The sequence below is a fragment of the Streptomyces sediminimaris genome (genome assembly GCF_047049295.1).
Classification (GTDB): domain Bacteria; phylum Actinomycetota; class Actinomycetes; order Streptomycetales; family Streptomycetaceae; genus Streptomyces; species Streptomyces sediminimaris.
The window spans coordinates 6,113,031-6,139,665 of record NZ_JBJWOT010000001.1 but is presented as its reverse complement, the minus strand read 5'-3'; the positions used below and the strand labels follow the sequence as shown (position 1 = coordinate 6,139,665).

At 68.7% G+C, this 26,635-nt stretch carries 14 protein-coding genes, 1 tRNA gene, 3 rRNA genes and 3 pseudogenes; 5 read left to right on the top strand and 16 right to left on the bottom strand.

Features of this window, described 5'->3' with window-relative positions:
* Window positions 1–115: 115 nt before the first annotated feature.
* Window positions 116–2,869 (top strand): SpoIIE family protein phosphatase, encoded by a 2,754-nt coding sequence (locus ACJ9NR_RS28565; RefSeq protein WP_412492102.1) that lies wholly within the window; start codon window positions 116–118, stop codon window positions 2,867–2,869.
* Window positions 2,870–2,935: 66 nt separating this feature from the next.
* On the opposite strand, the gene ACJ9NR_RS28560 is transcribed toward ACJ9NR_RS28565, so the two are convergent.
* From ACJ9NR_RS28560 to ACJ9NR_RS28515, 10 genes and pseudogenes are all read right to left on the bottom strand, one after another.
* Window positions 2,936–3,011, bottom strand: a tRNA-Thr gene (locus tag ACJ9NR_RS28560).
* A gap of 98 nt (window positions 3,012–3,109) precedes the next feature.
* Complete coding sequence (locus tag ACJ9NR_RS28555) at window positions 3,110–3,772, bottom strand: DegT/DnrJ/EryC1/StrS family aminotransferase (protein ID WP_412492395.1); 663 nt, start codon at window positions 3,770–3,772, stop codon at window positions 3,110–3,112.
* 114 nt (window positions 3,773–3,886) lie between these two features.
* Window positions 3,887–4,003: ribosomal RNA gene (rrf, locus tag ACJ9NR_RS28550) — 5S ribosomal RNA — on the bottom strand.
* A 70-nt stretch (window positions 4,004–4,073) separates the two neighbouring features.
* Window positions 4,074–7,193: ribosomal RNA gene (locus ACJ9NR_RS28545) — 23S ribosomal RNA — on the bottom strand.
* Window positions 7,194–7,503: 310 nt separating this feature from the next.
* Window positions 7,504–9,029, bottom strand: a 16S ribosomal RNA gene (locus ACJ9NR_RS28540).
* The 16S, 23S and 5S rRNA genes sit together here, the layout of an rRNA operon.
* A 504-nt stretch (window positions 9,030–9,533) precedes the next feature.
* Window positions 9,534–11,219 (bottom strand): ribonuclease J, encoded by a 1,686-nt coding sequence (locus ACJ9NR_RS28535; RefSeq protein ID WP_412492103.1) that lies wholly within the window; start codon window positions 11,217–11,219, stop codon window positions 9,534–9,536.
* A gap of 141 nt (window positions 11,220–11,360) precedes the next feature.
* Window positions 11,361–12,260 (bottom strand): 4-hydroxy-tetrahydrodipicolinate synthase, encoded by a 900-nt coding sequence (dapA, locus tag ACJ9NR_RS28530; RefSeq protein WP_412492104.1) that lies wholly within the window; start codon window positions 12,258–12,260, stop codon window positions 11,361–11,363.
* 211 nt (window positions 12,261–12,471) lie between these two features.
* Window positions 12,472–12,924 (bottom strand): annotated as a pseudogene (thyX, locus tag ACJ9NR_RS28525) (FAD-dependent thymidylate synthase); the annotation flags it as partial.
* Window positions 12,925–13,851 (bottom strand): annotated as a pseudogene (locus tag ACJ9NR_RS28520) (HNH endonuclease); the annotation flags it as partial.
* A pseudogene (locus ACJ9NR_RS28515) lies at window positions 13,831–14,118 on the bottom strand (FAD-dependent thymidylate synthase); the annotation flags it as partial. The pseudogenes ACJ9NR_RS28520 and ACJ9NR_RS28515, both read right to left, overlap by 21 nt.
* A 203-nt stretch (window positions 14,119–14,321) precedes the next feature.
* On the opposite strand from ACJ9NR_RS28515, the gene ACJ9NR_RS28510 reads away from it, so the two are divergent.
* The gene (locus ACJ9NR_RS28510; RefSeq protein ID WP_412492105.1) at window positions 14,322–14,558 is read left to right on the top strand and encodes a hypothetical protein; all 237 of its coding nucleotides are present in this window, start codon (window positions 14,322–14,324) and stop codon (window positions 14,556–14,558) included.
* A gap of 90 nt (window positions 14,559–14,648) precedes the next feature.
* A complete protein-coding gene (locus ACJ9NR_RS28505) occupies window positions 14,649–15,203 on the top strand; it encodes an SCO5741 family PH domain-containing membrane protein (RefSeq protein WP_412492106.1) in 555 nt (184 codons plus the stop codon).
* Between the two features lie 100 nt (window positions 15,204–15,303).
* Here the strand turns inward: ACJ9NR_RS28505 and ACJ9NR_RS28500 are convergent, their stop codons facing one another.
* The 5 genes from ACJ9NR_RS28500 to rpsO all read right to left on the bottom strand — a co-directional run bounded on the left by ACJ9NR_RS28500 (window position 15,304) and on the right by rpsO (window position 20,783).
* The gene (locus ACJ9NR_RS28500; protein ID WP_412492107.1) at window positions 15,304–15,756 is read right to left on the bottom strand and encodes a tetratricopeptide repeat protein; all 453 of its coding nucleotides are present in this window, start codon (window positions 15,754–15,756) and stop codon (window positions 15,304–15,306) included.
* A gap of 13 nt (window positions 15,757–15,769) precedes the next feature.
* Entirely contained in the window at window positions 15,770–16,522 is a 753-nt protein-coding gene (dapB, locus tag ACJ9NR_RS28495; RefSeq protein WP_412492108.1) for a 4-hydroxy-tetrahydrodipicolinate reductase, read from the bottom strand.
* 37 nt (window positions 16,523–16,559) lie between these two features.
* Window positions 16,560–17,939: a M16 family metallopeptidase gene (locus tag ACJ9NR_RS28490; RefSeq protein WP_412492109.1), complete on the bottom strand. Its 1,380-nt coding sequence runs from the start codon at window positions 17,937–17,939 to the stop codon at window positions 16,560–16,562.
* On the bottom strand, window positions 17,936–20,152 hold the full coding sequence (locus ACJ9NR_RS28485) for a polyribonucleotide nucleotidyltransferase (protein WP_412492110.1): 2,217 nt from the start codon (window positions 20,150–20,152) through the stop codon (window positions 17,936–17,938). Before ACJ9NR_RS28485 ends, ACJ9NR_RS28490 begins: the two co-directional genes overlap by 4 nt.
* A gap of 343 nt (window positions 20,153–20,495) precedes the next feature.
* Complete coding sequence (gene rpsO / locus ACJ9NR_RS28480) at window positions 20,496–20,783, bottom strand: 30S ribosomal protein S15 (RefSeq protein ID WP_412492111.1); 288 nt, start codon at window positions 20,781–20,783, stop codon at window positions 20,496–20,498.
* A gap of 296 nt (window positions 20,784–21,079) precedes the next feature.
* Here rpsO and ACJ9NR_RS28475 point away from each other — a divergent pair, with 296 nt between their 5' ends.
* Both ACJ9NR_RS28475 and ACJ9NR_RS28470 read left to right on the top strand, forming a co-directional pair.
* A complete protein-coding gene (locus ACJ9NR_RS28475; RefSeq protein ID WP_412492112.1) occupies window positions 21,080–21,376 on the top strand; it encodes a DUF397 domain-containing protein in 297 nt (98 codons plus the stop codon).
* A gap of 681 nt (window positions 21,377–22,057) precedes the next feature.
* Complete coding sequence (locus ACJ9NR_RS28470) at window positions 22,058–25,603, top strand: SCO5717 family growth-regulating ATPase (protein WP_412492113.1); 3,546 nt, start codon at window positions 22,058–22,060, stop codon at window positions 25,601–25,603.
* A gap of 66 nt (window positions 25,604–25,669) precedes the next feature.
* Here ACJ9NR_RS28470 and ACJ9NR_RS28465 read toward each other — a convergent pair whose 3' ends face one another.
* Entirely contained in the window at window positions 25,670–26,617 is a 948-nt protein-coding gene (locus tag ACJ9NR_RS28465; RefSeq protein WP_412492114.1) for a bifunctional riboflavin kinase/FAD synthetase, read from the bottom strand.
* Between the last annotated feature and the right edge of the window lie 18 nt (window positions 26,618–26,635).

Sequence of the window (26,635 nt, the reverse complement as noted above, 5' to 3'; positions counted from 1 at the left end):
CCGCTCGGACGGCGAAGGTAAGTAACCTTGCATGCGGCTGTCCAGCCGCGCCGGTCCGTCCGGCCTGGGCGGTGGCAGGAGCACGAGCGGGCATCGGAGGGGCGGCCGCAACAACATGACCACCGGACTGATCCCGGGGGGACAGCCCCCGGACCCCCGGCCGACGGGCGGTCTGCCGCATCAGCGGCACGAGCCGGTCGGCCGGCCAGCCCTGCCCGTCGACAACCGGACGAGGAGTTCTGTGATCACCGCGCGCGCGGCCGCCAGCTTCGAGCCCGTCGGGCGATCGGTCGCGACCGCCCGCTCGTTCGTCCGCGACACCCTCCAGGGCTGGGGCTTCGCCGACATCGTCGACGACGCCGTCGTCCTGACCAGCGAACTCGTCACCAACGCCGTCGTCCACGCGGGCACCTCCGCCGACGTTCTGTGCCTGCGCAGTGACGACGGGGTACGGATCGAGGTCGCCGACCGCTACCCGGAGCGAGAGATCCCCCTCCAGGGCTCGCCCGTCAACATGGGCAGCCCCGACCGCGAGGGCGGCCGCGGCCTGCAGCTCTGCGCGGCGCTGGCCGGCCGCTGGGGTGTCGAGTACACGCCCACCCACAAGCAGGTCTGGTTCCAGCTCAGCCTCCCCGAGCGCCCGGTCGGCACCCGTGCAGCGGGCCCCTCCCTGCCCTCCGAGCTCCTGCCGATCGCCGACGGCCGCGTTCGCGTCGCCGTCGTCCAGATCGACCGCACGGGCTCCATCACGGCCTGGAACGAGGACGCGGAGGAGCTCTTCGGCTACCCCGCCGAACAGGTCACCGGCAAGCCCCTCACCGACCTCGCCGCCTGGCCGCACACCCCGGGAACGAGCACGGGCATCGCGGAGGCGCTCCAGCTCTCCCGCTGGGAGGGCAGCTACGGCATAAGGGGCGCCAGCGGCCGCGTCACACCGGTCTACGCCTCACACCTGCGCGTCCGCGACACCGGCGGCGAGCCGTCCACGGTCTGCCTCCTCGTCCGCGACCACGAACGGGCCGTCCTGCAGACCCCGGTGCGCCTGCCGCCCTCGGACGCCGCCACCGGCGGCGAGGGGCAGAGCAACGACCCCTTCGAGGTGTTCATCGGCTCGCCCGCTCCCGACGACCTCGACGGCCTCCTGCAGCGCACGGTGGAGCGCGCCCGCGACATGCTCGACGGCGACTCCGCCTTCCTGCTCCTCGCCACCGACGACGAGACGGAGCTGGAGGTCCGCGCCTCCACCGGCCTGCCCTCCGCCCGCCAGCGCTTCGCACGCGTGCCCGTCGAGGCGGGCCCCGGCCGCTACGGCTCGGCCCGCATGCCGGCCGTCCACGACGACCTCGCGGCCGTTCCCGGCGCCGTGCCGCTCCTCAGCGGCACCGGCATGCGCTCGGTCGTCACGGTCCCGCTGAAGGTCGAGGGACGGCTCACGGGCTCCCTGGGCGTGGCCGCCGAGGGAGCGGGCAGATTCTCCAACGAGGAGGCCCTGCGGCTGCAATTTGCCGCCGACCGCATCGCGCTGGCCGTCGAGTCGGCCCGCCTCGGGGAACTGGAACGCCTGCGCCGAGGCTCCCTGAGCTTCCTCGTGGAGGCCTCCGACCTCCTCGCCGGCACCCTGGACCGCGACCAGACACTCGCCCTGATGGCCCAGATGACGGTCCCCACCCTCGCCACCTGGTGCGCCGTCTACACGATCGCCGACCAGGCCTCCGAGCCCTACCTGTCGTACGTCCTGCACGAGGACGAGGAACTCATCGACGGCATCAAGTCGTTGCTCTCCAAGGTCCCGCCGCCGGACCCGGTGCCGACCCCCGGCGCCCGCGTCTGGACGGCCCCCGGCGAGGTCGCCCACCAGGCGGCTCTGCGCAGCTCCATGCGCAGCCTGGGCCTCAGCGGCGGCCCGACCCACCAGATCGCCTCCGGCATCGGCCCCACGCTCGCCACAGCGTCCGCCGTGGGCGGTGAGACGGTCGTCCTGCCCCTGGTGGCCCGCAACCGCGTCATCGGCATGCTGACGCTCGGCAAGCCCACCGACGAGCACTTCCGCCAGGAAATCCTGGAACTGGCCGAGGACTTGAGCCGCCGAGCGGCTCTGGCGCTGGACAACGCCCGCCTGTACTCGGAACGCACGGCGATCAGCCAGTCCCTCCAGCGCAGCCTCCTGCCGCCCGAGCTCCCCGAGATCGGCGGCGTCGAGGTGGAGGTCATCTACCGAGCGGCCGGCGAGGGCAACGAGGTCGGCGGCGACTTCTACGACCTCTTCCCGATCAGCGACGGCGCCTACGGCTTCGCCATCGGCGACGTCTGCGGCACGGGCCCCAACGCGGCCGCCGTCACCGGCCTCGCCCGGCACGCCCTGCGCCTGCTGGCCCGCGAGGGCCTCAGCGGCCCCGCGGTCCTGGAACGGCTGAACTCGGCCATTCTCGACGAGGGCGCCCGCAGCCGCTTCCTGACGCTCCTCTACGGCGAGTTGAGGCCGCAGGAGGACGGCAGCGCACAACTCAAGGTGGTCTGCGCCGGCCATCCGCTCCCCCTGCGCCTGCGCCAGGACGGCACGGTCGAACCGGCCGCCGAACCCCAGCCGCTCCTCGGCGTCATGGACGACCTCGAGCTCTACGAGCAGACGGTCACCCTCGACGCGGGCGACGTCCTCCTCTGCGTCACGGACGGCGTCACCGAGCGCCGCGAGGGCACCCGCATGCTGGGCGACGACGGCCTCGCCGACGTCCTCACCGCCTGCACGGGCCTGACGGCGGGCGCGGTCGCGGCCCGCATCATGCGCGCCGTGGAGCGCTTCGCCTCCGACGCCCCGTCCGACGACATGGCGATCCTCGCGATGCGAGTCCCGGGCCCGCACAAGGACTGAGCGGCCCCGAACGACACGACCCGAACAACACGAAAGGCACCACCCGACCGGGTGGTGCCTTTCGAATGGAGCCCCCAAACGGAATCGAACCGTTGACCTTCTCCTTACCATGGAGACGCTCTACCGACTGAGCTATAGGGGCCTGTCGCCTTTTCAGAACATTCCCGCGCGGCGACGGAATAGATCATACCCCGTGCGGCCGAGTGCTCCCAACCACGCCGTCCCGTGACGAACGGCCACTCAGAAAGCGGGCTGGAGCAGTCCGCCCAGCGCATTGCACGCGCCGACGACCCGCTGCAAGTCCCGCTTCGTCAACGCGGCGTCCACCGGCAGCGCAAGGGTCTCGTCGGCGGCCCGCTCGGTCTCCGGCAGCGACACACACCGACGGAATTCCGGCATCCGGTGCACAGGCGTCTTCACCGGCACCCACGCCTCAACTCCCCTGGCCCGCACGGCCCGGGCGAAGGCGTCCCGGTCCGGCCGTCCGTTGCCCGGCACCCGCACGACGTACTGCTGATAGGTGTGCCCGTCACCACCGTCGGGCGTGCGCACACCCCTCAACCTGCCGTCGAGATAAGCGGCCCGCTCCCGGCGCTGAGCCACTTCGCCGTACGGCACCTCAGGCTCCGCCTCTTCCAGCACCAGGAGGCCGTGGCGCCGCCCGACCCCGTGCAACCGCGCGACATCGGCCGGCCGGCCGAAGCGGTGGACGACAACGACAGCCGCCGTCCTCGGAGTTACGGCCGCCTCGACGGCGACCGGATCGAGGCAGTACGTCACGGGATCTATGTCGGCGAACACCGGCAGCGCTCCGGCCATGGCGACGGCCTGAGCGACCTCGACGTTTCCGAAGGCCGACACGACGACCTCGTCACCGAGCCCTACACCGGCGGCCCTGAGCATCGCAGCAGTACCCATACCGCGGATGGTTGTTGCGCAACGTGAACTTCAAGTGACGCACAACAAAAAAGGGTTGGGCCCCGAACCGAAGTTCAGGATCCAACCCTTTGAATAATTGTTCGGCGGCGTCCTACTCTCCCACAGGGTCCCCCCTGCAGTACCATCGGCGCTGTAAGGCTTAGCTTCCGGGTTCGGAATGTAACCGGGCGTTTCCCTCACGCTATAACCACCGAAACACTATGAAGTTACAACCGGACACCACACGGTCGTTGCCTCAGAACAAACACAGTGGACGCGAGCAACTGAGGACAAGCCCTCGGCCTATTAGTACCGGTCACCTCCACCAGTCACCTGGCTTCCAGATCCGGCCTATCAACCCAGTCGTCTACTGGGAGCCTTACCCTCTTATAGAGGTGGGAGTCCTCATCTCGAAGCAGGCTTCCCGCTTAGATGCTTTCAGCGGTTATCCCTCCCGAACGTAGCCAACCAGCCATGCCCTTGGCAGAACAACTGGCACACCAGAGGTTCGTCCGTCCCGGTCCTCTCGTACTAGGGACAGCCCTTCTCAAGACTCCTACGCGCACAGCGGATAGGGACCGAACTGTCTCACGACGTTCTAAACCCAGCTCGCGTACCGCTTTAATGGGCGAACAGCCCAACCCTTGGGACCGACTCCAGCCCCAGGATGCGACGAGCCGACATCGAGGTGCCAAACCATCCCGTCGATATGGACTCTTGGGGAAGATCAGCCTGTTATCCCCGGGGTACCTTTTATCCGTTGAGCGACGGCGCTTCCACAAGCCACCGCCGGATCACTAGTCCCGACTTTCGTCCCTGCTCGACCCGTCGGTCTCACAGTCAAGCTCCCTTGTGCACTTACACTCAACACCTGATTGCCAACCAGGCTGAGGGAACCTTTGGGCGCCTCCGTTACCCTTTAGGAGGCAACCGCCCCAGTTAAACTACCCATCAGACACTGTCCCTGATCCGGATCACGGACCCAGGTTAGACATCCAGCACGACCAGACTGGTATTTCAACGACGACTCCACACGAACTGGCGTCCGCGTCTCAAAGTCTCCCAGCTATCCTACACAAGCCGAACCGAACACCAATATCAAACTGTAGTAAAGGTCCCGGGGTCTTTCCGTCCTGCTGCGCGAAACGAGCATCTTTACTCGTAGTGCAATTTCACCGGGCCTATGGTTGAGACAGTCGAGAAGTCGTTACGCCATTCGTGCAGGTCGGAACTTACCCGACAAGGAATTTCGCTACCTTAGGATGGTTATAGTTACCACCGCCGTTTACTGGCGCTTAAGTTCTCAGCTTCGCCCGACCGAAATCGGACTAACCGGTCCCCTTAACGTTCCAGCACCGGGCAGGCGTCAGTCCGTATACATCGCCTTACGGCTTCGCACGGACCTGTGTTTTTAGTAAACAGTCGCTTCTCGCTGGTCTCTGCGGCCACCCCCAGCTCGGAGTGCAAGACTCGTCACCAGGTGTGGCCCCCCTTCTCCCGAAGTTACGGGGGCATTTTGCCGAGTTCCTTAACCATAGTTCACCCGAACGCCTCGGTATTCTCTACCAGACCACCTGAGTCGGTTTAGGGTACGGGCCGCCATGAAACTCGCTAGAGGCTTTTCTCGACAGCATAGGATCATCCACTTCACCACAATCGGCTCGGCATCAGGTCTCAGCCGTATGCAAGGCGGATTTACCTACCTTGCGGCCTACACCCTTACCCCGGGACAACCACCGCCCGGGCTGGACTACCTTCCTGCGTCACCCCATCACTCACCTACTAACCGCTTGGTCCGGCGGCTCCACCACTCCCCTTCGCCCGAAGGCTCCGGGGCGGCTTCACGGCCTTAGCATCACGATGCTCGATGTTTGACGCTTCACAGCGGGTACCGGAATATCAACCGGTTATCCATCGACTACGCCTGTCGGCCTCGCCTTAGGTCCCGACTTACCCTGGGCAGATCAGCTTGACCCAGGAACCCTTAGTCAATCGGCGCACACGTTTCTCACGTGTGAATCGCTACTCATGCCTGCATTCTCACTCGTGAACCGTCCACAACTACCTTCCGGTGCTGCTTCACCCGGCACACGACGCTCCCCTACCCATCACAGCGGGCGTTGACCCTCATGCTGCAATGACACGACTTCGGCGGTACGCTTGAGCCCCGCTACATTGTCGGCGCGGAATCACTAGACCAGTGAGCTATTACGCACTCTTTCAAGGGTGGCTGCTTCTAAGCCAACCTCCTGGTTGTCTCTGCGACTCCACATCCTTTCCCACTTAGCGTACGCTTAGGGGCCTTAGTCGATGCTCTGGGCTGTTTCCCTCTCGACCATGGAGCTTATCCCCCACAGTCTCACTGCCGCGCTCTCACTTACCGGCATTCGGAGTTTGGCTAAGGTCAGTAACCCGGTAGGGCCCATCGCCTATCCAGTGCTCTACCTCCGGCAAGAAACACACGACGCTGCACCTAAATGCATTTCGGGGAGAACCAGCTATCACGGAGTTTGATTGGCCTTTCACCCCTAACCACAGGTCATCCCCCAGGTTTTCAACCCTGGTGGGTTCGGTCCTCCACGACCTCTTACAGCCGCTTCAACCTGCCCATGGCTAGATCACTCCGCTTCGGGTCTTGAGCATGCTACTAAAACGCCCTCTTCGGACTCGCTTTCGCTACGGCTACCCCACCCGGGTTAACCTCGCAACACACCGCAAACTCGCAGGCTCATTCTTCAAAAGGCACGCAGTCACGAGATGGAAGCAAGCTCCCATCCGACGCTCCCACGGCTTGTAGGCACACGGTTTCAGGTACTATTTCACTCCCCTCCCGGGGTACTTTTCACCATTCCCTCACGGTACTATCCGCTATCGGTCACCAGGGAATATTTAGGCTTAGCGGGTGGTCCCGCCAGATTCACACGGGATTTCTCGGGCCCCGTGCTACTTGGGTGTCTCTCAAACGAGCCGCTGACGTTTCGACTACGGGGGTCTTACCCTCTACGCCGGACCTTTCGCATGTCCTTCGCCTACATCAACGGTTTCTGACTCGTCCTGTCGCCGGCAGACAACAGAAGAGAGATCCCACAACCCCGCACACGCAACCCCTGCCGGGTCTCACACGTATACGGTTTGGCCTCATCCGGTTTCGCTCGCCACTACTCCCGGAATCACGGTTGTTTTCTCTTCCTGCGGGTACTGAGATGTTTCACTTCCCCGCGTTCCCTCCACACTGCCTATGTGTTCAGCAGCGGGTGACAGCCCATGACGACTGCCGGGTTTCCCCATTCGGACACCCCCGGATCAAAGCCTGGTTGACGACTCCCCGGGGCCTATCGCGGCCTCCCACGTCCTTCATCGGTTCCTGGTGCCAAGGCATCCACCGTGCGCCCTTAAAAACTTGGCCACAGATGCTCGCGTCCACTGTGCAGTTCTCAAACAACGACCAGCCACCCACCACCCCGAACCACCCGGTTCGAGTTCACTGGGGCCGGCACCTGAAGGCGACCTCACGGCCGTACCCTCAGACACCCAACAGCGTGCCCGGCCAGGTCCCGTCCGGAGATCATGCGTTCCACGCTCTTGCGAGCAGTACTAGCAGCCTCCGACCCGAGGTCCCGGCCGAGTAGTCAACGTTCCACCCATGAGCTGACCACCGCCGGACGTTTGCCGGCGTAGTGGCTCTGGCTGCTCTGCGGCAGCAAGATGCTCCTTAGAAAGGAGGTGATCCAGCCGCACCTTCCGGTACGGCTACCTTGTTACGACTTCGTCCCAATCGCCAGTCCCACCTTCGACAGCTCCCTCCCACAAGGGGTTGGGCCACCGGCTTCGGGTGTTACCGACTTTCGTGACGTGACGGGCGGTGTGTACAAGGCCCGGGAACGTATTCACCGCAGCACTGCTGATCTGCGATTACTAGCGACTCCGACTTCATGGGGTCGAGTTGCAGACCCCAATCCGAACTGAGACCGGCTTTTTGAGATTCGCTCCACCTCACGGTATCGCAGCTCATTGTACCGGCCATTGTAGCACGTGTGCAGCCCAAGACATAAGGGGCATGATGACTTGACGTCGTCCCCACCTTCCTCCGAGTTGACCCCGGCGGTCTCCCGTGAGTCCCCAGCACCACAAGGGCCTGCTGGCAACACGGGACAAGGGTTGCGCTCGTTGCGGGACTTAACCCAACATCTCACGACACGAGCTGACGACAGCCATGCACCACCTGTACACCGACCACAAGGGGGCGACCGTCTCCGGCCGTTTCCGGTGTATGTCAAGCCTTGGTAAGGTTCTTCGCGTTGCGTCGAATTAAGCCACATGCTCCGCCGCTTGTGCGGGCCCCCGTCAATTCCTTTGAGTTTTAGCCTTGCGGCCGTACTCCCCAGGCGGGGCACTTAATGCGTTAGCTGCGGCACGGACGACGTGGAATGCCGCCCACACCTAGTGCCCACCGTTTACGGCGTGGACTACCAGGGTATCTAATCCTGTTCGCTCCCCACGCTTTCGCTCCTCAGCGTCAGTATCGGCCCAGAGATCCGCCTTCGCCACCGGTGTTCCTCCTGATATCTGCGCATTTCACCGCTACACCAGGAATTCCGATCTCCCCTACCGAACTCTAGCCTGCCCGTATCGACTGCAGACCCGGGGTTAAGCCCCGGGCTTTCACAACCGACGCGACAAGCCGCCTACGAGCTCTTTACGCCCAATAATTCCGGACAACGCTTGCGCCCTACGTATTACCGCGGCTGCTGGCACGTAGTTAGCCGGCGCTTCTTCTGCAGGTACCGTCACTTGCGCTTCTTCCCTGCTGAAAGAGGTTTACAACCCGAAGGCCGTCATCCCTCACGCGGCGTCGCTGCATCAGGCTTGCGCCCATTGTGCAATATTCCCCACTGCTGCCTCCCGTAGGAGTCTGGGCCGTGTCTCAGTCCCAGTGTGGCCGGTCGCCCTCTCAGGCCGGCTACCCGTCGTCGCCTTGGTGAGCCATTACCTCACCAACAAGCTGATAGGCCGCGGGCTCATCCTGCACCGCCGGAGCTTTCCACCACCCGACCATGCGGTCAGCGGTTGTATCCGGTATTAGACCCCGTTTCCAGGGCTTGTCCCAGAGTGCAGGGCAGATTGCCCACGTGTTACTCACCCGTTCGCCACTCTTCCCCACCGAAGTGGTTCATCGTTCGACTTGCATGTGTTAAGCACGCCGCCAGCGTTCGTCCTGAGCCAGGATCAAACTCTCCGTGAATGCTTCCCCGTCATCGGGGCGACACACACGAGAGCGGTGCGAGAGGAGGAATAATCCCCCCGCACACAGCGTCCTCGCTGTGTATTTTTTCAAAGGAACCTCGCCCCGACCGTATGGCCGGAGACGGGGTATCAACATATCTGGCGTTGACTTTTGGCACGCTGTTGAGTTCTCAAGGAACGGACGCTTCCTTCGTACTCACCCTCTCGGGCTTTCCTCCGGGCGCTTCCCTTCGGTCTTGCGTTCCCGACTCTATCAGATCTTTTTCCGATCCGATTTCCTCGGTGCTTTCCAGGTTCCCGCTTCCGCGTTTCCCTTTCCGGCGGACCCGACTTTATCAGAGTTTCTGAGTCGGATTTACCGCCCCTTCTCGGGGACTCGTTCCGGTGCACGAAGCGTCCGGGTTCCCGATCGGGCGGAGCCGTAAACGTACTGGAGCGGGGCGCCTCGATGCAAATCGAGGCGCCCCGCCGCCAGTTGACGCGTCCGTGGCGTCGTTGTCCGTCAGACCTCCACGACGACCGGCAGGATCATCGGCCTGCGGCGATACGTGTCGGAGACCCACTTGCCGAGTGTGCGGCGGACGAGTTGCTGGAGCTGGTGCGGCTCCACCACGCCGTCCTGGGCTGAGCGTTCGAGGGACTCGGTGATCTTCGGGATCACGTCGGCGAAGGCGGAGTCGTCGATGCCCGAGCCGCGGGCCTGGACGTGCGGACCGCCCGTGATCTTGCCGGTGGACGAGTCCATGACGACGAAGACCGAGATGATGCCCTCGTCACCGAGGATCTTGCGGTCCTTCAGGGCCGGCTCGCCGACGTCGCCCACGGACAGGCCGTCGACGTAGACGTAGCCCGCCTGGACCTTGCCCGAGATCTTCGCCTTGCCCTCGACGAGGTCGACGACCACGCCGTCCTCGGCGATGACGATGCGGTCGTGCGGGACGCCGGTGAGAGCGCCCAGTTCGGCGTTGGAGCGCAGATGGCGCCATTCGCCGTGAACCGGCATCAGGTTCTTCGGCCGGCAGATGTTGTAGAAGTACAGCAGCTCGCCGGCCGACGCGTGGCCCGAGACGTGGACCTTGGCGTTGCCCTTGTGGACGACGTTGGCGCCCCAGCGGGTCAGGCCGTTGATCACGCGGTAGACGGCGTTCTCGTTGCCCGGGATGAGCGACGACGCCAGGATGACCGTGTCGCCGTCGACGATGCGGATCTGGTGGTCGCGGTTGGCCATGCGGGACAGGGCCGCCATCGGCTCGCCCTGGGAGCCCGTGCAGACCAGGACCACCTCGTGGTCGGGGAGGTCGTCGAGGGTCTTGACGTCGACCACCAGGCCCGGCGGGACCTTCAGATAGCCCAGGTCCCGGGCGATGCCCATGTTGCGGACCATCGAGCGGCCGACGAAGGCGACCCGGCGGCCGTACTCGTGGGCCGCGTCCATGATCTGCTGGATGCGGTGGACGTGGCTGGCGAAGCTCGCCACGATGATCCGCTTGCGGGCGCCCGCGAAGACCTGGCGCAGGACGTTGGAGATGTCGCGCTCGGGCGGGACGAAGCCCGGGACCTCGGCGTTCGTCGAGTCGGCGAGGAGCAGGTCGATGCCCTCCTCACTCAGGCGCGCGAACGCGTGCAGGTCCGTGAGGCGGTTGTCCAGCGGGAGCTGGTCCATCTTGAAGTCGCCGGTGTGCACCGCCATGCCGGCCGGGGTGCGGATGGCCACGGCGAGGGCGTCCGGGATCGAGTGGTTGACCGCGACGAACTCGCAGTCGAAGGGACCCACGCGCTCGCGGTGTCCCTCGGCCACCTCGAGGGTGTACGGGCGGATGCGGTGCTCCTGGAGCTTCGCCTCGATGAGCGCGAGGGTCAGCTTGGAACCGATCAGCGGGATGTCCGGCTTCTCCCGCAGGAGGAAGGGGACGCCGCCGATGTGGTCCTCGTGGCCGTGCGTGAGGACGATGCCGTCGATGTCGTCGAGACGGTCCCGGATCGATGAGAAGTCCGGCAGGATCAGGTCGATTCCGGGCTGCTCCTCCTCGGGGAAGAGCACTCCGCAGTCGACGATCAGTAGACGGCCGCCGTACTCGAAGACCGTCATGTTCCGGCCGATCTCGCCGAGGCCGCCGAGTGGGGTGACCCGCAGGCCGCCTTCGGGGAGCGGCGGCGGCGGGCCGAGTTCGGGATGCGGATGACTCAAAAGACTCTCCTCACCACACGCGCCACGTACCGGTGGGCACGTGGCGCGCATGACGTTCGTGCATGAGCAGTTGTCGTTGTGGGGTGCGGGCACCGGTGGCCCGCCTATTCAGTTGTGAAGCCTGTGGTGCCAAGTCCGTTGTCAGAGCTGTACCCCGCCGGCGGCAAGATCGATCTTGAGCTGGGCGATCTCCTCGGGCGTGCACTCGACCATGGGCGCGCGCAGAGGTCCCGCGGGCAGGCCCTGGAGGGCGAGGGCGGCCTTGGTCGTCATGACGCCCTGGGTGCGGAACATGCCCGTGTAGACCGGCAGCAGTTTCTGGTGGATCTCGGTGGCCTTCTGTACGTCGCCCGAGACGAACGCGTCGACCAGGGCGCGCAGATCGGGTGTGACGAGGTGGCCGACGACCGAGACGAAGCCGACGGCGCCCACGGACAGCAGCGGCAGGTTCAGCATGTCGTCGCCGGAGTACCAGGCGAGGCCGGAGCGGGCGATGGCCCAGCTGGAGCGGCCGAGGTCGCCCTTGGCGTCCTTGTTGGCCACGATGCGCGGGTGCTCGGCGAGCCGGACCAGCGTCTCGGTGTTGATCGGGACGCCGCTGCGGCCGGGGATGTCGTAGAGCATGACCGGCAGCTCGGCGGCGTCGGCGACGGCCTTGAAGTGCCGGTACAGGCCCTCCTGCGGGGGCTTGTTGTAGTACGGCGTGACGACGAGGAGGCCGTGCGCGCCGGTCTTCTCGGCGGCCCGGGCCAGCTCGACGCTGTGGTGGGTGTCATTGGTCCCGACGCCGGCGACCACGTGGGCCCGGTCGCCGACGGCCTCGAGCACCGCCCGTACGAGATCCGCTTTCTCCGCGTCGCTGGTGGTGGGCGACTCACCGGTGGTGCCGTTGATGATCAGGCCGTCGTTGCCTGCGTCCACCAGGTGGGTGGCGAGCCGCTGTGCGCCGTCGAGGTCGAGAGCGCCGTCCGCCGTGAAGGGCGTGACCATGGCGGTGAGGACCCTCCCGAAGGGGGTCTGCGGAGTCGAGGTCGGAGCCATGGGTAACACGCTACTCGCTGCTCCGTGCGCGGTCTGCCCTAGGGGTGCGGGATAAGTCAGGACAAATGCGGAGCCCGGTACTGCCTGCTCGGGGGTTCAAGCAGTACCGGGTCCGTTTGATCAGGCTAGATGAACTTCTCCAAATGCCGCAATACGGACACTTCGCGAGACTGACCCGTACGTCTGTGCCCCGGGTGCGGGAGAAGATTCACTACGGCGCCACTCGGCCGTTCGCGTTGAAGGCGGCGTACGTGAGCGGCATCAGCCTGGCCCACTCGGCCTCCATCTTCTCGCCGACCATCTCGATCTCCCGCTGCGGGAAGGAGGGGACCTTCGCCAGTTCGTGCTGGGTGCGCAGGCCGAGGAAGTGCATCAGCGAACGGGCGTTGCAGGTGGCGTACATCGAGGAGAACAGGCCGACCGGCAGGACCGCGCGGGCCACCTCGCGGGCGACGCCGGCGGCGAGCATCTCCTGGTAGCGCTCGTACGCCTGGATGTACGACTCCTGCATCGAGTGTTCCACGAGCTGCTGCTGGGCGTCGGTGCCGGGCACGAACTCGTACTTGCCGGGACGCCCCTGCTGGACCAGCTTGCGCTCCTCGCCGGGGACGTAGAAGACCGGCTGCAGTTCCCGGTAGCGGCCCGACTCCTCGTTGTACGAGTTGTGCACCACGAAACCGTTGGCGAGGAAGTTGTGCCAGGGGCCTTCCACGGAGAGGTCGTACGTCATCTCCTCGCCGTCGGCCTCGATGGCGGTGATCCGGTCCGGCACCGCCTTTGCGGTCCCGCCACCGCGCCGGGCGACGGCCTGCTCTCCGGCGCTCTTGGTGGCGTGGCACGGCTCGCAGGCAGGCGCGAGGTTCTTCTCGTCGAGGGCCCGCAGCAGATCGCCTGCGACCGGGACGACGTGGTCCAGGGCGAGTTGGTCCCGCGGGAAGTCCCGGCCGCACAGGTGGCAGGTGTCGACCTCCTTGATCAGCCTCTCGCGCTGCATCGAGGTCCACACGCCGATGCCGCGCCGCAGACCCGGCGGAACCAGCGCCTGTGACGGGTCCGGTGCCGTGTCGCCCACCAGCACGTCTTCCCCGACGGTGAGCTCACCCGCCTTGCGCCAGCCCTCCGGGGTGAACACGGCGTGGTCGACCGTGCAGCGGAGGGTCCTGCCCGAAGCGGTGGTGATCCTGACGAGCGGCTTCACCCCGGACTCGATCACATCGACGATCCTCGCCCGCTGGGCGAGCAGCGTCTCCTCGTCGTAGCAGCGTACGTGGCTGCGGCGCACCGGTTCGAGTGCGCGGATGCGTGTGCCGGGGTGCTGCTCCCGGAACTCGGCGACGGCGGACTCGGCCGCCTCACGGTTGTCGTAGAGGCCGAGGTAGTGGTCGGTGTCACCGCCCCGCACCCGAGCCGTCCACTTGCCCGCCCGGGTGTGCCAGGTGACACCGCCGGCCGAGTGCGGGAGGCGGTCCTCGTCGCCGAGATGCCAGTGGCGGTACAGCTCGGCGATGCTGCGCCGCCGCAGCTGACCGGCCTCGCTCTCCAGCGTGATCTCCGTGTCCCCCGCGATGCACCAGCCCACCCGGTGTCGCATGAACTCGCGGAAGACGAAGATCGGGGCGCTGACGAAGAACGTCATCGAGTTGTGCTCGAACGGGCTGCCGTGCCGATCGCGCATCAGGTAGTTGATCAGGCCCTTGGAGCGCTCGGGGTCCTTGCCCAGCTCGTCCAGGGACTGCTCGCCGATGGTCGAGACGCGGGCGGCGAAGAGCACGTCGGCGTCTGACGCGTTGTGCTTGACCAGCTCGACGGTGACGTCGCTGCGGAAGCTGGGCTTGGGGTCGTCGGCGGTGTCGGTCACGAGTCGGGGAGTCCCTTCCATCACTTCTCTCGGGCGGCGCCCACTCTACGGCCCGGCACTGACAACAGGGCGTTCAGTACCGGGTCGCGACATACGTCAGCGAATTTCTGTGAATTCGGCGAAACCGGGCACCTTTTGGGGCACTCGACCGTCTGTGTAGATGGCAGCCACTCGTTCGATCCCCGAAGGGAGACGTACCGGCCATGTTCAGTCGGCGTGAGCCCGTCCCGTTCGCCTTCGTCGCCGAGGCCGACCGGTTCCGCGGCAATGTCACCCCGCCGCCCCGTGAGCGGGCGTCCTTCGGGCAGATAGCCGGGCGCTGGCTGCTGGGGCTGACCATCCTCGCCGGGCTCGTGGGCTCGCTGGTCCTCGGCATGCCGGCGCTGTCCACCGACACCCATGCGCCGGCCCAGCAGTCACAGGCCTCCCAGGGGCGCTGACTCCATCGGACCCCCGAGGCTGGTGAGCCGGGACACCGCCGGATAGCCTCACCGGGCACAGCCCACGTATGGAACGAGTGAGGACCAGCCGTGCCCCTGCCCTTCCTGACGGCCGACCGAGCTTTCGACACCGCCGACGACCTCGCGCTGCCCCACCACGACCGCGACCGCTGGCGGCGTCCCTACCGCCCCGGCCCGTGGCGCGTGGGCGCGGCGGCCCTGTTGCTGCTGTTCGCCTCGTTCGTGCTGTTCGCCGCCGTCATCCTCGCGTTCACCGCCACGGCCGGCGAGGCGGGCGTGGTCTTCGGCGTCGCGCTGGCCGTCATCGTGGGCGCCCTGCGGCTGCTGCGCGTGGGCGCGTGGGTGAGTACGCGCGGAGTGCGCCAGGTCGGGTTCTTCAGCACGCGCACGACGCCCTGGGACCGGGTCGTCGCCGTGCGGACGGTGCAGCGGCCGGTGCGCTGGCTCGGGCTGCCGCGCACGGTGCAGGGGCAGGCGCTGATCCTGGTCCGCCAGGGCCGCGCGGAGCAGGAACCGCCGGTGCTGATGACCACGCACAACGCCGACTTCCTGGCGCGGCACGGCTCGTTCGACCGGGCGGCGGACATGATCGAGGCGTGGGCGGCGGAGAACGGGCGGCGCTGATCCCGCGCCCACCGCCGTCACGCCGGAGGGGCCGGCCCGCGACAGCACGGGCCGGCCCCTCCGGCGTACCCGGTCGGGTGTGCACGCGGCGCAGGGGAAGCTACGTCCCGGCCGTCCTGCCGTCGTGCAGTGCGATGGCCCGCTGCATCGCCTTGCGGGCGCGCGGGGTGTCGCGGGCGTCGTGGTAGGCGACCGCGAGCCGGAACCAGCTGCGCCAGTCGTCCGGCGCCGACTCCGTCTCGGCCTTGCGCCTGGCGAAGACCTCGTCGGCCGAGTCGCGGTCGATCCGGCCCGAGGGCGTGCGCCTCAGCTCGTCGACGGGCAGGCCGCCCTCGGCGTCGAGTTCGGCGGCGAGGGCGTTGGCCCTGCGGACGAACTGGGTGTTCTTCCACAGGAACCACAGGCCGATCAACGGCAGGATCAGCACCGCCGCGCCGAAGGTGACCGTGAGGGGGGTGCCGGACTGGATGAGCATGACGCCGCGGCTGCCGACCAGGACGAAGTAGAAGACCAGGACGGCGGCCGTGATGACGTAGGAGATCTTCGCGCGCATGACGGTCGGTCGCTCAGCCCAGGTCCAGGAAGTGTTCCAGGCCGAAGGTCAGGCCCGGGGCCGTCACCACGCGGCGGGCGCCGAGCAGGATGCCCGGCATGAAGCTGCTGTGGTGCAGGGAGTCGTGACGGATCGTCAGCGTCTCGCCCTCGCCGCCGAGCAGGACCTCCTGGTGGGCGAGCAGGCCGCGCAGGCGGACGGCGTGCACCGGAACGCCGTCGACGTCCGCGCCGCGCGCGCCCGCCAGAGCCGTCTCCGTGGCGTCCGGCGCGGGCGCCGAGCCGGCCTTCCTGCGGGCCTCGGCGATCAGCTGGGCGGTGCGCGTGGCGGTGCCGGAGGGGGCGTCCACCTTCTTCGGGTGGTGCAGCTCGACGACCTCGACGGACTCGAAGTACGGCGCGGCGATCTGCGCGAACCTCATGGTCAGGACGGCGCCGATGGAGAAGTTGGGCGCGATGAGCACACCGGTCCCTGGAGCGGCCGCCAGCCAGTCCCCGAGCTGCGCGAGGCGCTCGTCGGTCCAGCCGGTCGTACCGACGACCGCGTGGATGCCGTGGCCCACGCAGTACTCGAGGTTGGCCATCACCGAGTCCGGGGTGGTCAGTTCGACGGCGACCTGGGCGCCGCTCTCCGCGAGCGTCTCCAGCCTGTCGCCCCGGCCGAGGGCGGCCACCAGCTCCATGTCCCCGGCCGCCTCGACGGCCCGTACGGCCTCGGAGCCGATGCGCCCCTTCGCGCCGAGGACCGCCACGCGCAGCTTGCTCATGTCTGTTGCTTCCTTCGGGAGTTGCCGACGGCGGGTGTCAGGCGACCGCGTCGTGCAGACGGGCCGCCTGCTTGTCCTTGAGCGGGCCGATGACCGACAGGGAGGGCCGCTGTCCCAGGATGTCGCCGGCGACCGCGCGGACGTCGTCCGGGGTGACCGACGCGATCCGGGTCAGCATGTCGTCGACGGACATCTGCTCACCCCAGCACAGTTCGCTCTTGCCGATACGGTTCATCAGCGCGCCGGTGTCCTCCAGGCCCAGGACCGTGGAGCCCCTCAGCTGGCCGATGGCGCGGCCGATCTCCTCGTCGGTCAGGCCGTGCTCGGCGACGTGGTCGAGCTCGTCGCGGCAGATCTTCAGCACGTCGTGGACCTGCGAGGGCCGGCAGCCGGCGTAGACGCCGAAGAGGCCGCAGTCGGCGAAGCCGGAGGTGTAGGAGTACACGCTGTAGGCCAGGCCGCGCTTCTCGCGGACCTCCTGGAACAGGCGGGAGGACATGCCGCCGCCGAGGGCGGTGTTGAGCACGCCGAGGGCCCAGCGGCGGTCGTCGGTGCGGGCCAGGCCGGGCATGCCGAGGACGACGTGCGCCTGTTCCGTCCTGCGGCCGAGCAGTTCGACGCGGCCCGCGGCGCGCACCGAGCGGCGGCCGTCGCGCGGGGCGACGGGGGCGGCCCCGGTGTCGCCCAGGGCGCCCGCCTTCTCGAAGGCGGCGCGGACCTGCCGTACGACCTTGTTGTGGTCGACGTTGCCCGCGGCGGCCACGATCAGGTGGGTCGGGTCGTAGTGCTTCTTGTAGAAGCGGCGGATGCGGTCGGCGGTGAGGGCGTTGACCGTGTCGACCGTGCCGAGGACCGGGCGGCCGAGGGGGTTGTCGCCGAACATGGTGTGCGCGAAGAGGTCGTGCACGCAGTCGCCCGGGTCGTCCTCGGTCATGGCGATCTCCTCGAGGATCGCGCCCCGCTCGACGTCGACGTCCTCCTCGCGGATGAGCGAGCCCGTCAGCATGTCGCAGACGACGTCTATGGCCAGCGGCAGGTCGGTGTCGAGCACGCGCGCGTAGTAGCACGTGTACTCCTTCGCCGTGAACGCGTTCATCTCGCCGCCCACCGCGTCGACGGCGGCGGAGATGTCGAGTGCGGACCTGCGCCCGGTGCCCTTGAAGAGCAGGTGCTCCAGGTAGTGCGTGGCGCCGTTCAGGGCGGGCGTCTCGTCGCGGGAGCCGACGTGCGCCCAGATGCCGAAGGTCGCGGAACGGACCGAGGGCAGGGTCTCGGTGACGATGCGCAGGCCGCCCGGGAGGGTGGTCTTGCGGACCGTGCCGATGCCGTTGTGGCCCTTGATGAGGGTTTGGGTACGGGCGACGGCCCGCGCCTCCGAGGAGGTGCGGGCCGTCGCCTCGAAGCCACGGGACGTCACTTGTCGCCGTCGTCCTTCTTCTCGTCGCCTTCTTCGCCCTCGATGACCGGGATCAGGGAGAGCTTGCCGCGGGAGTCGATCTCGGCGATCTCGACCTGGACCTTCTGGCCCACCCCGAGGACGTCCTCGACGTTCTCCACGCGCTTGCCGCCGGCGAGCTTGCGGATCTGCGAGATGTGCAGCAGACCGTCCTTGCCCGGGAGCAGCGACACGAACGCGCCGAAGGTGGTCGTCTTCACGACCGTGCCCAGGTAGCGCTCGCCGACCTCCGGCATGGTCGGGTTGGCGATGCCGTTGATCGTCGTACGGGCGGCCTCGGCGGCCGGGCCGTCGGCGGCACCGATGTAGATGGTGCCGTCGTCCTCGATCGTGATCTCGGCGCCGGTGTCCTCCTGGATCTGGTTGATCATCTTGCCCTTGGGGCCGATGACCTCGCCGATCTTGTCGACCGGGATCTTGACCGTGATGATCCGCGGCGCGTTCGGGGACATCTCGTCCGGCGTGTCGATCGCTTCCATCATCACGTCGAGGATGTGGAGGCGGGCGTCACGGGCCTGCTTCAGGGCGGCGGCCAGGACGGAGGCCGGGATGCCGTCCAGCTTGGTGTCGAGCTGGAGGGCGGTGACGAACTCCTTGGTGCCGGCGACCTTGAAGTCCATGTCGCCGAAGGCGTCCTCCGCACCGAGGATGTCGGTGAGGGTGACGTAGTGCGTCTCGCCCTCGATCTCCTGGGAGATCAGGCCCATGGCGATGCCGGCGACGGGGGCCTTCAGCGGCACACCGGCGTTCAGCAGCGACATGGTGGAGGCGCAGACCGAGCCCATGGACGTCGAGCCGTTGGAGCCGAGGGCCTCGGACACCTGGCGGATCGCGTACGGGAACTCCTCGCGCGAGGGCAGCACCGGCACCAGCGCGCGCTCGGCGAGGGCGCCGTGGCCGATCTCGCGGCGCTTGGGGGAGCCGACGCGGCCGGTCTCACCGGTGGAGTACGGCGGGAAGTTGTAGTTGTGCATGTAGCGCTTGCGGGTCACCGGGGAGAGGGTGTCCAGCTGCTGCTCCATGCGGAGCATGTTGAGGGTGGTGACGCCCAGGATCTGGGTCTCGCCACGCTCGAACAGCGCGGAGCCGTGCACCCGCGGGATGGCCTCGACCTCGGCGGCCAGGGTGCGGATGTCGGTGACACCGCGGCCGTCGATGCGCTTCTTCTCCTTGATGACGCGCTCCCGGACCAGGGTCTTGGTCAGCGAGCGGTACGCGGCGGAGATCTCCTTCTCGCGGCCCTCGAACTCCGGCAGGAGCTTCTCGGCGGCGAGCGCCTTGACGCGGTCCAGCTCGGCCTCGCGCTCCTGCTTGCCGGCGATGGTCAGCGCCTGGGCGAGCTCGGGCTTGACGGCGGCGGTGAGCGCCTCCAGGACGTCGTCCTGGTAGTCGAGGAAGATCGGGAACTCGCCGGTGGGCTTGGCGGCCTTGGCGGCGAGGTCCGACTGGGCCTTGCAGAGCACCTTGATGAAGGGCTTCGCGGCCTCCAGACCGGCGGCGACGACCTCCTCGGTGGGGGCCTCGGCGCCGCCCTGGACGAGCTGGATGGTCTTGTCGGTGGCCTCGGCCTCGACCATCATGATCGCGACGTCGCCGTCCTCCAGGACGCGACCGGCGACCACCATGTCGAAGACGGCGTCCTCGAGCTCGGTGTGCGTCGGGAACGCGACCCACTGGCCGTTGATCAGCGCGACACGGGTGCCGCCGATCGGGCCGGAGAAGGGCAGGCCGGCCAGCTGCGTGGACGCGGACGCGGCGTTGATCGCCACGACGTCGTACAGGTGGTCGGGGTTGAGGGCCATGATCGTCTCGACGACCTGGATCTCGTTGCGCAGGCCCTTCTTGAAGGACGGGCGCAGCGGGCGGTCGATCAGGCGGCAGGTGAGGATCGCGTCCTCGGAGGGGCGGCCCTCCCGGCGGAAGAAGCTGCCGGGGATCTTGCCGGCGGCGTACATCCGCTCCTCGACGTCCACCGTCAGCGGGAAGAAGTCGAGCTGGTCCTTGGGGTTCTTGGAGGCGGTGGTGGCCGACAGCACCATGGTGTCGTCGTCCAGGTACGCCACGGCGGAGCCGGCGGCCTGCTTGGCCAGGCGGCCCGTCTCGAAGCGGATGGTGCGGGTGCCGAAGGAGCCGTTGTCGATGACGGCCTCGGCATAGTGGGTCTCGTTCTCCACCAGCGTTTTCTCCGATACTTGTCGTCTTTCGCCCCTCCCCGCCCGTGTGGCGAGGGGGACGGTTGCGGAGAAGCGCTCCGTCTGGTGCGGGCCGGTCTTCGATCGAAGCACCCGGGGTTCGCATTCCCCGGGGGCCACTACCGAGGACCGGCGGCGGCGAGGCAGCGCTTCTCCTCGTTCCTGGCGTGGTGCCTGCCCCTGCGGGCACGGCGCATCACGCTGTGTCGTGCGTATTGCGTTGTGCTACCACACTACAAAGCGCGGGTGACACTCCGCACGTTTCCGCACGTACGGCAAAGGGAGCGGTCCCCACGTTCGCGGGAACCGCTCCCTTCACGGCGTCTTACTTGGCGCCCGCCGCACCGCGGCGGATGCCCAGGCGGTCGACCAGCGCACGGAAGCGCTGGATGTCCTTCTTGGCCAGGTACTGCAGCAGGCGGCGGCGCTGACCGACCAGGATCAGCAGACCACGGCGGGAGTGGTGGTCGTGCTTGTGGGTCTTGAGGTGCTCGGTCAGGTCGGAGATCCGACGGGACAGCAGAGCGACCTGGACCTCGGGGGAGCCGGTGTCACCGTCCTTGGTACCGAACTCGGACATGATCTGCTTCTTCACTGCGGCGTCGAGCGACACTCGTACTCCTCGTAGTCTGTGAGTGGCCACCGAGTGCCCCCGGTCTTTGTCTCGGGGGAGCTTTCGTGACTCGGAAGGCGGGGATCCGCTGGGCGCGGCCTCCAGAACCCGCAGGTGTCCTGCGACGGCTCCGGAGGTGCGTACACGAACGGCCGTCAGCCAGGGTACCAGGCGGCCGGGGGCACCTTTGCCCAGGTCCGGAAAGCCGCAGGGCGGCACGGGGCGGCCACTAATGTGAGCGCACAGATCGTTTGCGTACGCCGGGAAGGCGTACGCGGGGAAGGGGTCGCTGGGGCATGGCGGAGACGGAAGAGCAGATCAAGGCCCGCAAGGAGCGGGAGCGGGACGAGCTGTACGCCCTGGACATCTCCGGCGTGGAGTGGCAGAGCGCGCCCGGAACGGAGCAGGACGAGGAGCGGGTCGAGATCGCCTACCTCCCCGCCGGGGCCGTGGCCATGCGGTCCTCGCTCGACCCGGACACCGTCCTGCGCTACACGGAGGCCGAGTGGCGGGCCTTCGTCCTCGGCGCGCGGGACGGCGAGTTCGACCTGGAGCCGGCGCCGGGCGACGGGAGCCGGCCGGCCGACGCGTGACGCCCGTCGTACGGCGGGCCGAGGGCACGCGAGCCCCGCACCGTCCCGCCGTACGCCGCGGTCGCCGGCCACTCGGGGCCGCGGCTGCTTCGCCGCGTTGCTCTCGATACCGGCTACCGAGGACGAGGTGCACCCACCGCGGCCGGCCTTTGGCGGGGCCGGAGGCGAACTTCCCGGTGGTCCTCGCGGACGGGATGTTCAGGCCCCGGATGCCCTGCGCCGCGGAGTGGGCCGACAGGATCCGGCCCGTCCGGGAGTCCACCTTGCGCGCCTTTGTAGGTGACGGCGCCGGAGTCACGCCCGGGGTGTCCTGGTCGTCGCCGCCCGTCAGGAACGGTGTGCGGCACGGCAGTTCGGGGGATCGCGGGCGACCGCTTCCGTTCGAGTCTGTGCGGGGAGTTCACAGGAAACGCCCGGTTTGTTCACCAATACGTAGGCTGTGCGGGCGACTTCTGCGCCGCTTGTGACACGACGGCCGGTCGCTCGTCGGTGGGCGGGCCTGCCGGGATGAGGCTTGTGGTGATTAGGCTGGGACAGTGCGCGTCGCCGGACCCGTGGACCAGGTGGCGGCGGCTCAGGGGGAAAGCCGGTGGAATTCGGACGACCTCAGAACGACACAGGACGACAGGCAAGGGTCGCCCCGGCACGGCATGAGGGTGCTCGAGCACACCAGGAGGAATTGTGAGCAGCGATCGGGACGGGATCCGCGGGGGCTGGGCCACACCCGGCGATGACCAGCCCGACGCGGAGTCCGCCGTCGAGACGACGGGCGAGTTCACCATCGACTACGCGCCGCCCGCTTGGTACACGCAGAACGCGTCCGAGGGCGCGGGTGGTGCGGGCGGCAGCGGTAACGGCGCGGGGGCCGGTGCGGGTGCGGGTGGCGAGGCCGGTGGCGCCGGTGCCGTCGGGGCCGGTACGGCTGGATCCGGTACGGCTGGGTCCCGAAGTGCGGGGTCCGGGGCCGGGGCGGTGCCGGGGGGTCCGGCCGCTTCGGGTGCCCCCTCCGACTTCTCGCTCTCCTCGCTGCCGGGTCTGACACCGCCGGCCCACTCGATGCCGAAGTCGGCCGCCACGCCCGACGGTGCGGCCGCGGCTCCCGCGCCGGCTCCCGGGGTGCCCTTCACACCACCTCCGCCTCCGCCCGCGACCGCGCCTGCGCCTGCGCCTGGGGCTCCGTTCGCACCTCCTGCGGCACCCGCACCGGGGGCACCTTTCACGCCGCCTGCGCCGCCCGCTCCGCCCGCTCCGCCTGCACCCCCCGCGCCGTCGAGCGATGGGCCGGGTGCGGTGCCCAGGCTTCCGGTGGGCAGCGGGTTCGAGCCCCAGCCGCCGGGGGACGCCTCGTCGCCTTCGGCCGTGCCGGACCTTCCCGCGGGTGGGTTCCGGTCGCAGTGGGGGGCTCCGGCCTCCGCGGAAGCCGCGCAGTCCGCAGGCCCCGCCGCCGCCGAGGAGGAGGCCGGCAACGGTGACCTGGAGAGCGGCGCCACCATGCGGTTCTCCTCCGTCGCACTGAAGCGGGAGATCGCGGAACGCGCCGCCGCCGCGGAGGCCGAGGCAGAGCAGGTGCCGGCGGGCGACAGCGACGCGGCGAGCACGGTTTCCGAAGCGGCCGAGGCTGACGGCGTCGACATCGACGCCGACGTCACGGAGCCGGCCGCGCAGACCGACGCCGAGGACGAGGCGGTCAAGACCGACGAAGGTGATGAAGCCGACGCGTCGGACTCGGCCGCCGTGGTCCGACTTCCGGAGCCCTCCGATGCGCCGGCGGGGGGTGAGGACGGTCCCTCCGAAGAGGTGACCGCCGAGGAGGCAGCCACCGAGGGTGCGGCAGGCCCACCTGAGGACGAGGACGCCGGTCGGCAGGAGCAGGAACAAGAGCAGGAAGCGCCGGAGACAGATACAGAGGCAGAGGCAGAGGCAGAGGCAGCTCCGTCGAAGGTCGAGGCGGAGGCCGGGACCGGCGCCGAGACCGCCGGCCCGGAGGCCGGCACGGAGGCCGAGCCGGCCGATGCGGTGGGCGAGGACGCGGTGCCCGGGGGCACCGGGCTCTCCGATCCCGTACCCGCTGAGGCGGCTTCCGGGAACGCCGAGCCGCAGGACGCGCATCCTCAGGACGACGAGCCCCGGGACGCCGTCCCGGGCGCCGACGCCCCGCAGGACGCTCCGCCCGCCTGGACGCCCCCGCCCGCGCCGCAGGGCGGGCTCCCGCCGTTGCCGCCGTCGTACCAGCCGGCCGCGCCCGCTCCGGCGGCCCAGTGGCCCGCGCAGCCGCAGCAGCCGCCGCAGCAGCCACCGGCCGCCGCACAGGACCTGCCGCCCGCGCCGCCGCAGCAGCCGCACTTCCAGCCGCACGCTCCGCAGCCGGCCCCCACGGCGTGGAACCAGCCGCCCGCCCCGGCCGCACCGCAGCCGCCCGCCCCCGCGCCCAACCCGCAGAGCGGCTACGGCTTCCCGCAGCCCGGTGACGCCCCGGCCCCCGCGCCGAACGCACCCGGCGGTTACGGCCCGCCGACCCCGGGCGCCCCCGCGCCCGGACCCGCACCCGCACCCGCACCCGCGGCCCAGCCGGCCCCCAACTCCCCGGCCCAGCAAGGTGGCTACGGCTTCCCGCAGCCACCGGCGCCGCAGGGACAGCCGCAGCCCGGTGTTCCCCCGCAGCAGCAGCCCCAGCCCCACGCGCAGGCGCCCCAGCCGAACCCGCAGGCGCCCCAAGCCGCCCCGCCCGCCGCCAACACCCCTGGCGGATACGGCTTCCCGCAGCCTCCGGCCCATCCCGGCACGCCCCCGCAGGCCCAGCCGCAGTCGCACCCGCATCCGCAACCCCAGGCGCAGCAAACGCCGCAGGCCCCTCAGGCCCCGCAGCCGCCCGTGGATCCGCGTGCCGGGGCCGCCTGGCCGCAGCCCGTGCAGCACGACCAGCGGCAGATGACCAACCCCGGTGCCGCGCCGCTGGGTTACACCGCTGCCGTGGAGCTGTCCTCGGACCGGCTGCTCAACAACAAGAGGCAGAAGGCGAAGAGCGGACGGCCCGCCGCCTCACCGAGCCGTTTCAAGATCGGCGGGAAGAAGGAGGAGGCCGAGCGGAACCGCAAGCTGGAACTGATCCGGACGCCCGTGCTGTCCTGCTACCGGATCGCGGTCATCAGCCTCAAGGGCGGCGTGGGCAAGACCACGACCACCACGGCACTCGGCTCGACGCTCGCCACCGAGCGGCAGGACAAGATCCTCGCGATCGACGCCAACCCGGACGCCGGTACGCTCGGCCGCCGGGTGCGCCGTGAGACCGGGGCCACCATCCGCGACCTCGTCCAGGCGATCCCGTACCTCAACTCGTACATGGACATCCGGCGGTTCACCTCGCAGGCGTCGTCCGGGCTCGAGATCATCGCCAACGACGTCGACCCGGCCGTCTCCACGACGTTCAACGACGAGGACTACCGGCGCGCCATCGACGTGCTCGGCAAGCAGTACCCGATCATCCTCACCGACTCCGGCACCGGCCTGCTGTACAGCGCCATGCGCGGTGTGCTCGACCTCGCCGACCAGCTCATCATCATCTCGACGCCGTCGGTGGACGGCGCGAGCAGTGCCAGTACGACGCTGGACTGGCTGTCCGCGCACGGGTACGCCGACCTGGTGTCGAGGTCCCTCACCGTGATCTCGGGTGTGCGGGAGACCGGCAAGATGATCAAGGTCGAGGACATCGTGTCGCACTTCGAGACGCGGTGCCGCGGTGTCGTGGTCGTGCCCTTCGACGAGCATCTCGCCGCCGGTGCCGAGGTCGACCTCGACATGATGCGGCCCAAGGTGCGGGAGGCGTACTTCAACCTCGCGGCGATGGTCGCCGAGGACTTCGTACGGCACCAGCAGATGCACGGCCTGTGGACCAGCGACGGCAACCCGCCGCCGGTCGCCGCGCCGCCGATGCCGGGCCAGCCCTACGCCCCCGGTCAGCCGGTTCCCGGGCCGCAGGCCCCGGGCGGGCCGCCGGTTCCGGGCCCGTACCCGCAGGCACCCCAGCCGGGGCAGCCCGGCGGGCAGCCGTATCCGCAGCAGGGTCAGCAGCCCTACCCGCAGCCGGGGCAGCCCTACGCCCAGCCGGGACAGCCGCCGGTCCAGCCCCCGCCCGCCCAGCCGGGGCAGCCGTACCCGCAGCCCGGAGCGCCTGAGCAGCCGCCCGGTTACGGCTACCCGCAGGCCCCTCCCCCGCCGCCGCAGCAGTAGCCCGTACGGCACGAAGGGCGGCCGGTGCCCACAGGCACCGGCCGCCCTTCGTCGACGTAGGGGGAACTACCCGGCGGCCGCCACCAGCTCCCGGCACCGCTTGACGTCCTCGCCCATCTGCTCCAGCAGGGCCTCCAGCGACTCGAACCTGGCCTGGCCGCGGACGAAGGAGAGGAAGTCGACGGCCACGTGCAGGCCGTAGAGGTCGAGGCCCACGCGGTCGATGGCGTACGCCTCCACCGTGCGCTCGGTGCCGTCGAACTGCGGGTTGGTGCCGACGGAGATGGCGGCCGGCATCGACTCGCCCTGGGCCTGCAGCCAGCCGGCGTACACGCCGTCGGCGGGGATCGCGGTGTGGGGCAGCGTCTCGACGTTGGCCGTCGGGAAGCCCAGTTCGCGGCCGCGCTGGGCCCCTCGGACCACCACGCCCTCCACACGGTGCGGGCGGCCCAGGATCTCCGCCGCGCCCCGGACGTCGCCCTCGGCGACCAGGCGCCGGGTCAGGGTGGAGGAGAAGGGTTCGCCGCCGCCCGCCTCGCCGCTCACGTACAGGTCGACGACCTCGACCTCGAAGTCGTAGACCTTGCCCTGCTCGGCGAGGAACTCGACGTTGCCCGCGGCCTTGTGGCCGAAGCGGAAGTTGGGGCCCTCGACGACCGCCCTGGCGTGCAGCTTGTCGACCAGGACCTTGACGACGAAGTCCGCGGGAGAGAGCTTCGAGAACTCCGTGGTGAAGGGAAGGATCAGGACCGCGTCCACGCCCAGGTCCGCCATGAGTTCGGCGCGGCGGTGGTGCGGGGCGAGCAGCGGCGGGTGGCTGCCGGGCCGGACGACCTCGCTGGGGTGCGGGTCGAAGGTGACGACCACGCAGGGAACGCCCAGCTCACGCGCGCGGTCCACGGCGTGCCGGATGATCAGCTGGTGGCCGCGGTGGACCCCGTCGTAGGAACCGATGGTGACGACGCTGCGCCCCCAGTCCTCGGGGATGTCCTCCAAGCCACGCCAGCGCTGCACTGTGACCGCTCCTCGAAC